General features: G+C 67.8%; 9 protein-coding genes. 5 read left to right on the top strand and 4 right to left on the bottom strand.

Translation table 11 applies throughout. The features are described from left to right. Positions 1-209: 209 nt before the first annotated feature. Entirely contained in the window at positions 210-1,871 is a 1,662-nt protein-coding gene (locus ABZ942_RS05470) for a hypothetical protein (protein ID WP_357379297.1), read from the bottom strand. Continuing rightward, positions 1,868-2,503, bottom strand: coding sequence for a type VII secretion target (locus ABZ942_RS05465; RefSeq protein ID WP_357379295.1), 636 nt, complete (start codon positions 2,501-2,503; stop codon positions 1,868-1,870). Before ABZ942_RS05465 ends, ABZ942_RS05470 begins: the two co-directional genes overlap by 4 nt. Here ABZ942_RS05465 and ABZ942_RS05460 point away from each other — a divergent pair. The 5 genes from ABZ942_RS05460 to ABZ942_RS05440 all read left to right on the top strand — a co-directional run bounded on the left by ABZ942_RS05460 (position 2,429) and on the right by ABZ942_RS05440 (position 8,357). After that, complete coding sequence (locus ABZ942_RS05460; RefSeq protein WP_357379293.1) at positions 2,429-3,430, top strand: NAD-dependent epimerase/dehydratase family protein; 1,002 nt, start codon at positions 2,429-2,431, stop codon at positions 3,428-3,430. The genes ABZ942_RS05465 and ABZ942_RS05460 overlap by 75 nt on opposite strands. A gap of 102 nt (positions 3,431-3,532) precedes the next feature. Beyond that, positions 3,533-4,117, top strand: a complete 585-nt coding sequence (locus ABZ942_RS05455; RefSeq protein ID WP_357379291.1) for an XRE family transcriptional regulator — start codon at positions 3,533-3,535, stop codon at positions 4,115-4,117. Between the two features lie 63 nt (positions 4,118-4,180). Next, positions 4,181-5,197 carry an Rv2578c family radical SAM protein gene (locus tag ABZ942_RS05450; RefSeq protein ID WP_357379289.1) on the top strand — a complete coding sequence of 339 codons (1,017 nt, stop codon included), beginning with the start codon at positions 4,181-4,183 and terminating at the stop codon, positions 5,195-5,197. A 131-nt stretch (positions 5,198-5,328) separates the two neighbouring features. Beyond that, a complete protein-coding gene (locus tag ABZ942_RS05445) occupies positions 5,329-7,281 on the top strand; it encodes a 2-oxoacid:acceptor oxidoreductase subunit alpha (protein WP_357379287.1) in 1,953 nt (650 codons plus the stop codon). Beyond that, positions 7,278-8,357, top strand: coding sequence for a 2-oxoacid:ferredoxin oxidoreductase subunit beta (locus tag ABZ942_RS05440; protein ID WP_357379285.1), 1,080 nt, complete (start codon positions 7,278-7,280; stop codon positions 8,355-8,357). Before ABZ942_RS05445 ends, ABZ942_RS05440 begins: the two co-directional genes overlap by 4 nt. Before the next feature lie 9 nt (positions 8,358-8,366). On the opposite strand, the gene ABZ942_RS05435 is transcribed toward ABZ942_RS05440, so the two are convergent. Both ABZ942_RS05435 and ABZ942_RS05430 read right to left on the bottom strand, forming a co-directional pair. Next, a complete protein-coding gene (locus ABZ942_RS05435; RefSeq protein ID WP_357379284.1) occupies positions 8,367-9,377 on the bottom strand; it encodes a malate dehydrogenase in 1,011 nt (336 codons plus the stop codon). Positions 9,378-9,837: 460 nt separating this feature from the next. Then, on the bottom strand, positions 9,838-10,485 hold the full coding sequence (locus tag ABZ942_RS05430; protein ID WP_357379282.1) for a hypothetical protein: 648 nt from the start codon (positions 10,483-10,485) through the stop codon (positions 9,838-9,840). Positions 10,486-10,557: the final 72 nt, after the last annotated feature.

Below are 10,557 nucleotides of genomic sequence, written 5' to 3'. Positions count from 1 at the left end.
ACCAACCCCCAAAACCGGCTCAACACAACACCCGACACACGAACCATCACAACACTCCCAGATCAGCAGCGTTGCAATGACTCCTTGAATCCGCCCGAGTGCAGATCCCGAGAGAGAGTGCGGATTTTCGGCGACGCACTATCCGGACGGCGAACAGCCCGGCCCGAGCGAACTTTCGCTGCTCGGGTCGGGCTGTGCTGGATGATCCGTTAGAACTGGTCCTGTTCGTAGTCCGATGTGACGATCTCGTCGGAGTGGGTGGCGCCGATGACGTCCGGGGTGGATTCACCGAGCGGGCCGGTGAGATCGTCGTTGCCGGTGGCGCTTTGGTAGGGCTGCACGGTGCGGGAGTGTTCGTCCTCGCCGCGCTGGCCGCCCGCGGCACCGGCGCCGCCGCCCATGAAGCTGTTGCCCGCTCCGGTGCCCGCAGCGCTGGTGCTCGGCGAACCGGTCGCGCCGGGGCCGAAGCCGGTGCTGCCGGGGACGCCGCTGATCGGGCGGATCGGCGACATGCTGGTGCCGGGGAGGGCGGTGACCTTGGGCATCGACGAAATGCCTGGGGTGCTCGGGCGACTGCTCGGGCTGCCTGCGCCGGTCCGGCTCGGGGAACCCGGCACACCGGTCGGGATGCCGTGGCTGGTGGTGCTCGGGCTGCTCGGGCTGGTCACCGACGCGGCCGTGGTCGAATTCGGCGTGCCGGTAGGCGAATTGAGGCCCGCGGCCTGGGTCGCGGTGTCCGACGCGGTCGACTGCGCCTGCTCCAGGATCGGCTGGCCGACGTTCTGCGCAAGCGCCTGCGCGACCTCCTGCGGGGCCGGCCCGCCGCCGGGCGCGACCAGCTGCTGCACCATGCCGCTCAGCTCGCCCGTCTTGCCGGCCAGATCGCCGCGGGTGGCATTGACGATGCCGACAGCCTGGCCGAGGTGCTCGGTGGCCGAGGCCATCAGCGCGGCCTGGGCGGGCGGGGTCAGGATCACCGGCGCCATCGCGGCCGCCTGGGTGGCGAACGACGAAGCGACGGTGAGCAATTGCCCGTTCCCCTGCTGCACCACCGCGGCGGCCTTCTGGGTGAGGTCGGAGATGTCGATGCCGCGCTTGCTGGTCTCTTGGCCTTGGACATTGTTCTGCTGGCTGGTGGCCTGCGCGTTGCGCGCGGCCTGGCTCTGCCACAGCTGTTCGACGGTGGTCATGCTGCCCTTGCCGACCTGCATGGCCATGTCGATGACCTTGGAGGACTGGCTCAGGATCGCGGTCGGGTCGAGCGCGCCGATGACGCCGGTGCCGAAGCTGCTGAGCAGATCGAGGATCGGCTTGATCAGCATGTCGACGCCGGGCAGCGCGGGCACCGAGATGCCCTGCATGAGCGCGGCGACCGGGTCGGCGGGCAGGGCGGGCAGCGAGGTCGGGATGGCGGCGGTGGCCTGGCTTATCGCGGCGGCGACGGTGCTCGGCGTGGAGCCGACGGCGCCGTTCAGAACGCCGGTGGCCTGGTCGAGTGCCTGGTGCACCGGAGCGGCGACGTGCTGCAGCGCGTTGTGCGTATCTCCGAGCAGGGCCGAAACATCGGACGGGACACCGGAGATGCCCTGCGCGTCCGGTGTCTGATTGCCGTTGAGCCCCGGCATGCCGCCCGGCATACCGAGCGCGTTGTGCTGGTCTTCGCTGAGCCGCTTGGACAGCACGAACTCCGGCGGCTCGAACGGCGGCATATCGTCGGGCACCTGGCCGAGCGGCACATCGAGGATGGCCTGGGCCGCCGAGTTGTGCGTCGCGTCGAGCACCGCCTGCTGGGCGATGGCCACGTGCTGATCGGCGGAGTGCGCCATCGCGAGTTCCTCGGGCGCGATCACCCCGCTGTCGAGCGGCTTCATACGGCGCCGCCGATCTGGTTGCCGATGGCGTTCAGCGCGCCGGCGCCGGACCAGTCGGTCGCGTCGTACGCCGCGGCGGCGCTGAACGCGGACTCCGACAGCTTGTTGTACTTGGCCGAAAGATCGTTGATGTCCTTCGCCTGCAGCACCTGTGCCGCGGCGAACATCGCCAGGTAATCCGCCCCGATCAATCCGAACACCGGCACGAGTGCCGAGACGTTCTTGACCGCGTCGAAATTACCTGCCCCCGCAAGATCACCGGCGATGCCCGCGTTCGTGGCGGCGAACGCCCGGACCGCGTCGGTCTCTACCGAGAGATCACTCATCGAGTTGCCCCCCAAATCGTCGTGCACATCAGTGTCGTGAACTTCTTCGTCGTCACCGGCTGCCCATTGCCGAACGGCATGACCGCTACGGATGGGCTCAATATAGCGGACGGTCCCGGCAACTTTCGAGCCCATCGCGACGTTCACAGAGGGAATGCCGAGGTTGGCAGTGGGAATGGAAAGGAACTGGAACGTGTTGCAAATTAGAACAAGTTCTATATTCTCGATGCCATGAAGGTCGCAGTGACCGGCGCAGCCGGCTACCTTGGCACGAATCTGCTCCGCCTGCTCGTCGCGCGCGGCCACGAAGTCACGGCCATAGATCGAGCGGTGCCACCGACGGCCGAGGAGCCGAACGTCACCTGGGTCAGCGGCAACGTGCTCGACCCGGCGTCGATGCGGGAGACGCTGCAGGGCGCCGAGGTCGTCTACCACCTGGTCGCGGTGATCACCCTCGCCGAGAAGAACGACCTGGCCTGGAAGGTGAACACCGAGGGCGTCCGGGTCGTCGCCGAGGCCGCGCTCGAGGTCGGCGTGCGACGGATGGTGCACGCCAGCTCGATTCACGCGTTCAACCAGTACAGCTGCGGCGGCAGCATCAACGAGAGCGCCCCGCGCTCGACGGATTCCGCGCTCCCCGTCTACGACCGCTCAAAATGGGCGGGCGAGGTCGCGCTCCGCAAGGTGATCGACCAGGGCCTCGACGCGGTGCTGTGCAACCCGACCGGCGTGTTCGGCCCCCTCGACTACAGCAAGCCGCTGTCCCGTATCAACCGCACGCTGAAAGACGCCGCACAGGGCCGCATTCCGGCGATGATCGGCGGCGGCTTCGACCTGGTCGACGTGCGCGATGTCGCCGAGGGCCTGATCCTGGCTTCGGAGCGCGGCCGCACCGGCGAGAACTATCTGCTCGGCGGCGAGATGATCTCGATGCTCGACCTCTGCCGACTTGCTGCCAATCATGGCGGCAAGCGCGGCCCGCGCTTCTCCATCTCCCCCAAGCTCGTGGCAGGCGCGATCCCGGTGCTCGCGCCGATCGGCAAGCTCTTCAAATCCGACATCGTCTCGAAAGCCGCACTGGGCGCACTGATTTCGGCCCCCGTGGTGGATCACGGCAAAGCCGAACGCGAACTCGGCTACCGCCCACGCCCCACCGACGAGACCGTCCGCGACCTCGTCGCCTTCTTCGCCGATCCGACCCCGCTGACCCCGGACACCCGGCAGATCGCCTGAACAGCACCCGGAGCGGCTGGTCAACAGCTGACAACAAACCCGCGTCTTGACGATCGGCAAACTCACTTTGCGGAACCGGCACCCCCTGGGCACAGTGACCGTATGAGTGACGAGTTCGAGGCCGTGCTGGCTGCGGTCGGCCCGCGACTGCGCCGGTTACGACGCCGCAGAGGGACCACATTGACGGCATTGTCGGCGAGCACCGCCATTCCGATCAGCACGCTGTCGCGGCTCGAGTCCGGGCAGCGCAACCCCGGCCTCGGCCTGCTGTTGCGACTGGCGAAGGCCTATCGGATGCCGCTCGACGAACTCGTCGGCGCCCCGGCCAGCGGCGATCCCCGGGTGTACCCGCAGCCGTTCAGCCGCAACGGAATGACCGTCATCCCGCTGGCGCGCAATCCCGGTGGGCTACAGGTGTTCAAGCAGGTCCTGCCGGGCGGCCCGAACGACATCCAACCCGAACCGCGTTCGCACGACGGCTACCACTGGCTCTATGTCCTCAGCGGGCGACTCCGGGCCGTACTCGGCGACCAAGACCTCGTCCTCAACGCAGGCGAGGCCGCCGAATTCGACACCGAACTACCGCACTGGTTCGGCAACGCCGACACCGAGCCGGTCGAATTCCTCAGCATCCTCGGCCCCCAGGGCAAGCGCCTCCGCACCAGAGCCCGCTACCGAATTGCCTGACTCGCGCTGACCGCTAGCGCGCAGCAGATTGCGCATCAGCCGAACATATGTTCGACTGGATCGGTGCGGTGGCAAAGCCAAACCCTCGACGCCGACGACGGCGCGCTGCCCGGGCTCACCCGGGCGGGTTTGACGCGCACCGTGCAGACACCCGAGTTCGAGGGCATCACCTTCCACGAGGTGCTGTGCAAGAGCGCGCTGAACAAGATGCCGGAGAGCTCGAGTCTGCCGTTCGGCTGGACGATCAATCCGATGCGCGGCTGCTCCCACGCCTGCCGCTACTGCTTCGCCCGCCCGAGCCACGAGTACCTGGATCTGGACGCGGGCAAGGATTTCGACTCGCAGATCGTGGTGAAGACGAATATCGCGGCGGTGCTGCGCAAGGAACTCAACCGGCGCTCCTGGCATCGGGAGCCGGTCGCGCTCGGCACCAACACCGATCCCTATCAGCGGGCCGAGGGCCGATACCGGTTGATGCCGGGCATCATTCGTGCCCTCACCGATTCGGGCACGCCGTTCTCCATCCTCACCAAGGGCACCCTGCTGCGCCGTGATCTGCCGCTGCTCACCCTGGCCGCGCGCGAGGTGCGGGTCAGCGTGGCGGTGTCGATCGCGATCTTCGATCTGGACCTGCATCGCAGTTTGGAAACCGGCACCCCGTCGCCGAAGGCCCGACTGGAGATGGTGCGCGCGCTCACCGACGCCGGTTTCGACGTGAATGTCATGGTGGCGCCGGTGATTCCGTATCTCACCGACAGCAAGGATCACCTGGACGGACTGTTCGGCGCGATCGCCGAGGCCGGCGCCCGATCGGCCGTCGCCTTCCCGATGCACCTGCGCGGCAGCACTCGCGGCTGGTTCCTCGGCTGGCTCGCCGAGCAGCATCCGGCGCTGGTCCGCCGCTACCGTCAGCTGTACGGCCGTGGCGCTTATGTGACGCCCGAGTACGCGAGCTGGCTACGCGGCCGACTGGATCCGCTCTTGCAACGACACGCCTTGCAACGGGAAATACCGGCGGAACCGGTGACACCACCGGAAAATCCCCACGCTGCCGACCCGCAGCTGGCATTGTTCGGCTGACGCCTCGAGCACCGGCTGCCGGTGAACTTCACGCATTACCAGTGAACCTCACATATCGGGCGGACGCACCGCCCGGTGCGGAGTACGTTGGCGATGGCACCCTCTCATGGACGAGGAAGTGAAGCAGGCAGATGGTTTCGCATCACAACGAGGTCGGCACAGCCCAAAACACTGCCGACGCAGCGAAATTGGAAAAGGTGGTCATTCGGTTCGCCGGTGACTCCGGCGACGGCATGCAGCTGACCGGTGATCGTTTCACGCACGAAGCGGCCGCGTTCGGCAACGACCTCGCCACCCAGCCCAACTTCCCCGCCGAGATCAGGGCGCCACAGGGCACACTGCCTGGCGTTTCGTCGTTCCAGATCCAGATCGCCGACTACGACATCCTCACCGCGGGCGACCAGCCGGACGTGCTCGTCGCGATGAATCCGGCCGCGCTGAAGGCGAACCTCGAGGATCTGCCGCGCGGCGCCACGGTGATCGTCAACACCGACGAGTTCACCAAGCGCAACCTGACCAAGGTCGGCTACGCAGCCGACCCGCTCGACGACGGCACCGTCGCCGATTTCGTGCTGCACCGCGTCCCGATGACCTCGCTCACCCTCGGCGCCACCGAGTCCACCGGCGTCGGCAAGAAGGACGGCCAGCGCGCGAAGAACATGTTCGCGCTCGGCCTGCTGTCCTGGATGTACGGGCGGCCGATCGGCGGCACCGAGAAGTTCATGCGGGAGAAGTTCGCCGCGAAACCGGATATCGCCGAGGCCAATGTGCTGGCGTTCCGGGCGGGCTGGAACTACGGCGAGACCACCGAAAGTTTCGCCACCACCTATCGAATCGCGCCCGCGAAACTGCCGCCGGGCACCTACCGGCAGATCACCGGCAATACCGCGCTCGCGTACGGACTGGTCGCGGCGGGTCAGTTGGCAGGACTGCCAGTTTTCCTCGGCACGTACCCGATCACCCCGGCCTCGGACATCCTGCACGAGTTGAGCAAGCACAAGAACTTCGGCGTCACCACCTTCCAGGCCGAGGACGAGATCGCGGGAATCGGTGCGGCACTTGGCGCTTCGCTCGGCGGTGCGCTCGGCGTCACCAGCACTTCGGGGCCGGGGCTCGCGCTGAAGAGCGAAACCATCGGCCTCGCGGTGATGACCGAACTGCCACTGCTGGTGATCGATGTGCAGCGCGGCGGGCCGTCCACCGGCCTGCCGACCAAGACCGAGCAGGCCGACCTGCTGCAAGCGCTGTACGGGCGCAACGGCGAATCGCCGGTCGCCGTGCTGGCACCCCGCTCCCCCGCCGACTGCTTCGCCACCGCGGTCGAGGCGGCCAGGATCGCGCTCACCTATCGCACACCGGTGCTGCTGCTGTCGGACGGCTCGATCGCGAATGGGTCGGAGCCGTGGTCGATTCCGCGGGTCACCGACCTCGCGCCGATCGATCCGGCGTTCGAGCCCGACGGCGACGACGCCGATCCGTTCCAGCCCTACGCCCGCGACCCGGAAACCCTGGCCAGGCCGCTCGCCGTGCCGGGCACCAAGGGCCGCGCGCACCGGATCGGCGGGTTGGAGAAGGCCGACGGCAGCGGCAACATCTCCTACGAGCCGGCCAATCATGAACTGATGGTTCGGTTGCGGCAGGCCAAGATCGACGGAATCAGCGTGCCCGATCTCGAGGTCGACGATCCGGACGGGCGGGCCGAACTGCTGATCATCGGCTGGGGCAGCTCGTACGGACCGATCGGTGAGGCCTGTCGCCGGGCGCGTCGTCGTGGCGTGCCGGTCGCGCAGGCGCACCTGCGGCATCTGAATCCGTTGCCCGCCAACCTCGGTGCGGTATTGCGGAGCTATCGCACGGTGGTCGCGCCGGAAATGAACGGCGGCCAGCTCGCGCTGCTGCTGCGCGGGAAGTACCTGGTCGATGTGCGGCCGTGGACGAAGATCGCGGGCACCGCGTTCTCCGCGCAGGAACTCGTCGGGGTCATCGACGCCGCGTTGGACGGCTCGATCGAGGAGATGGAACAGGACAAGGCCTTCGCCGCCCGAGCGCGGGCCAGCTACGTCACGACCGGGGGTACCGAATGACCATCGTGGAAACCTCGCTTGTCGGCACCGATTTAGGCCTGACTGGGCTGTCCGGCGTGCCGACCGCACCGGGCCCGCAGAAGGTGAAGGACTTCACCACCGACCAGGAGGTGCGCTGGTGCCCCGGTTGCGGTGACTACGTGATTCTGGCGACCGTGCGCGGCTTCCTCGCCGAGCTCGGATTGCGCAGGGAGAACCTGATGTTCGTCTCCGGGATCGGCTGCTCCAGCCGCTTCCCGTATTACCTCGAGGCGTACGGCATCCACTCCATCCACGGTCGCGCGCCCGCCATCGCGACCGGGCTCGCGGTGACCCGCCCCGACCTGTCGGTCTGGGTGGTGACCGGCGACGGCGACGCGCTGTCCATCGGCGGCAACCACCTCATCCACGCGCTGCGCCGCAACGTCAACATGACGATCCTGTTGTTCAACAACCGAATCTACGGTCTCACCAAGGGCCAGTACTCGCCGACCTCGGAAGAGGGCAAGATCACCAAGTCGACCCCGATGGGCTCGGTGGACCACCCGTTCAACACGCTGTCCATCGCGCTCGGCGCCGAAGCCACCTTCGCCGCAAGGGCTTTGGACTCCGACCGCGCCGGCCTGACCGAGGTGCTGCGCGCCGCCGCCGAACATCGCGGCACGTCGTTCGTCGAAATCCTGCAGGACTGCCCGATTTTCAACGACGGCTCGTTCGATGCCCTGCGCCGCGACAATGCCGCCGACCACCTCGTCCCGCTGCACCACGGCGAGCCCATCCGCTTCGGTGCCGAGGGCGAATTCGCCGTTGTGCGAAGCGGTTTCGGCCTCAAAGTGGTCGATACCAACACCGTCGCCGAATCCGACATCGTCGTGCACGACGCCTACACCGACAACCCCGAATACGCCTACGCACTCTCCCGGCTGTCCGACCAAGGCCTGGACCACGTCGTCACCGGCATCTTCCGCAGCGTCAGCCGACCGACCTACGACGACGGCGTGCGCGCGCAGACGGCAACCGCCCGGGAACGCAAGCCGGTCGACCAGGACTCACTGCAGACCTTGCTCTCCGGCCAGGAAACCTGGACCGTCGCCTAGCCGAAAGACTCAGGCGCGCTTGGCGAAGCCGAGGTCGATCACCGCGTCGCGCTCCTGGGTGAGTTCGGCGACGCTGGCGTCGATGCGGGTGCGGGCGAAGTCGTCGATCGGCAGGTCGGGGACGATCGTGTAGCTGCCGTCGGCGCAGGTGACGGGGAACGAGCTGATCAGGCCCTCGGGGACACCGTAGGAACCGTCGGACGGGACGGCCATCGAGACCCAGTCGCCGACGGCGGTGCCGCGGACCCAGTCGTGAATGTGGTCGAGGGCGGCGCTGGCCGCGCTGGCGGCCGAGGAGGCGCCGCGGGCCTGGATGATGGCGGTGCCGCGCTGTTGCACGGTGGGGATGAAGTCTTCGGTCAGCCACGCCTGGTCGCCGATGCGGTCGAGGGCTGGACGGCCGTCGATGGTGGCGTGCGCGATGTCCGGGAATTGGGTCGCGGAGTGGTTGCCCCAGATGGCAACTCGGGCGATGTCGGCCGCGGGCGCGCCGGTCCTCTTGGCCAGCTGTGCGATCGCGCGATTGTGGTCGAGGCGGGTCATCGCCGTGAACCGTTCGGCCGGGACGTCGGGTGCGTTGTTCATCGCGATGAACGCGTTCGTGTTGGCGGGATTGCCGACCACGAGCACCTTCACGTCATCGGCGGCACTCGCGTTGATCGCGGCGCCCTGCTCGGTGAAGATCGTGCCGTTGGCGGCCAGCAGATCCGACCGTTCCATCCCCGCCGTGCGCGGCCGGGCACCCACCAGCACCGCGACGTTCGCCCCGGAAAACCCCACCCACGGATCGTCACTGATATCGATGGACTCCAACAGCGGAAACGCCCCGTCCTCCAACTCCATCGCCACCCCCTCCAGCGACGCCACCGCAGCCGGAATCTCCAGCAATCGCAACCGCACCGGAGTATCCGCACCGAGCATCGCCCCGGACGCGATCCGGAACAGCAGCCCGTAGGCGATCTGCCCCGCCCCTCCGGTCACGGCAACGGTCACAGGCGCGGTCCGAGCTGCGGTGTTCACGACAAAACTCCTAGCGATAGGCGGACTCTCGAATCTCACCCTAACGACTCGCACCGCCCCCGAAACCACACGGTGAGCAACACGACAGTCACCGCCGAACACCCCACACCACCCGCCGCGCACACCTTCTCCTCGCGCGCACGAATTCGCCAGCAAAGCCATGCGCGACCCGCGAAACCGCGCGCGGCGAGCGACACCATGCGCAGCAGGGCGGCACCTCCGGCGACAGGACGATCGGCCGCCGGTGTCAGCGCCGCGCACGAACTGGCCTCGCGCGCACAGAATTGCCCGCAATTTCGTACGCGTCGGGAGAAAACAGGCGCGCGGACGCCGCCGTGTGCGTCGACTCTACGACTATCAGTGGCATGTCGCTCGGCTTGCGCTGCGCATGTATTCGCGTTGCGCGCACCGAGTTGCCAGCGATTACGTGCGCGGCGGGCGACGAACTGCGCGGTGAAGGTCAGGTGAGGGCGGCGACCTCGCCGTCGGTGAGGACTACCGGAGAGACTGCGTCTTTGGTGCGGGCCATTTGGACGGCGCGGTATAGGGGGCGTTCGGGGAGGGCGGCGTCGCGGGCTTCGGCGCGTAGTTGGTGGACCAGGAGCGACGAGACCGCCACGGCGGCGGCCAGGTGGCTGGTGGCCAGTGCGTCGGCCAGGCGGCGCAGGCCGAGTAGGTGCATTTCGCGGCCGCTGCCCGCGTCGGAGTACATGGCCAGGGGGATGATCTGGGAGATTTCGCCTGCGGTGACTCGGAGCACGATGCGGCTGAGCCGGGCCGGGAAGATCAGGACCTCGACGCCGGTGGCTGCGGATACCTCGATCTGACGCTCACCGAAGAGACGGCGGGCGTGGATCACGGTGCCCGCCATCCACATTCGACGTCGGCGCAGGGCGACCGCGTAACCGACGGTCGGCGCGCCGACGACCAGTCCGATGGCCACCGCGATCGGCCAGTTGACCACGGTAGCCGCCAGCAGCGCGGCGCCGATACCGATGCCCGCGGCGGCCAGCGCCAGCCTGCGGAGCATCGGCGCGTACATCTCGGGCGCGACGAGGTCGAGCCCGACGGGTGGATCCGTGTGCTGCTCACCAGCATTCGACGACACAGGCCCACCTCTCCGTGACTCCGGCGCCACGCCGTGCGCGCAGTTACGTTACCCCCGCACGTCCGGTGGAGT

This window comes from Nocardia sp. NPDC046473, from assembly GCF_040645995.1.
Lineage (GTDB): Bacteria > Actinomycetota > Actinomycetes > Mycobacteriales > Mycobacteriaceae > Nocardia.
Note: the sequence above shows the minus strand (reverse complement) of the source record. Positions and strands in the feature narration are given on the sequence as shown.

What these genes read in the sequence shown, in the direction of transcription:
- ABZ942_RS05455 (WP_357379291.1), top strand. Translation starts at nt 3,533, where the DNA reads ATGAGTGACGAGTTCGAGGCCGTGCTGGCTGCGGTCGGCCCGCGACTG.
- ABZ942_RS05460 (WP_357379293.1), top strand. Translation starts at nt 2,429, where the DNA reads ATGAAGGTCGCAGTGACCGGCGCAGCCGGCTACCTTGGCACGAATCTG.
- ABZ942_RS05470 (WP_357379297.1), bottom strand. Translation starts at nt 1,871, where the DNA reads ATGAAGCCGCTCGACAGCGGGGTGATCGCGCCCGAGGAACTCGCGATG.
- ABZ942_RS05445 (WP_357379287.1), top strand. Translation starts at nt 5,329, where the DNA reads ATGGTTTCGCATCACAACGAGGTCGGCACAGCCCAAAACACTGCCGAC.
- ABZ942_RS05440 (WP_357379285.1), top strand. Translation starts at nt 7,278, where the DNA reads ATGACCATCGTGGAAACCTCGCTTGTCGGCACCGATTTAGGCCTGACT.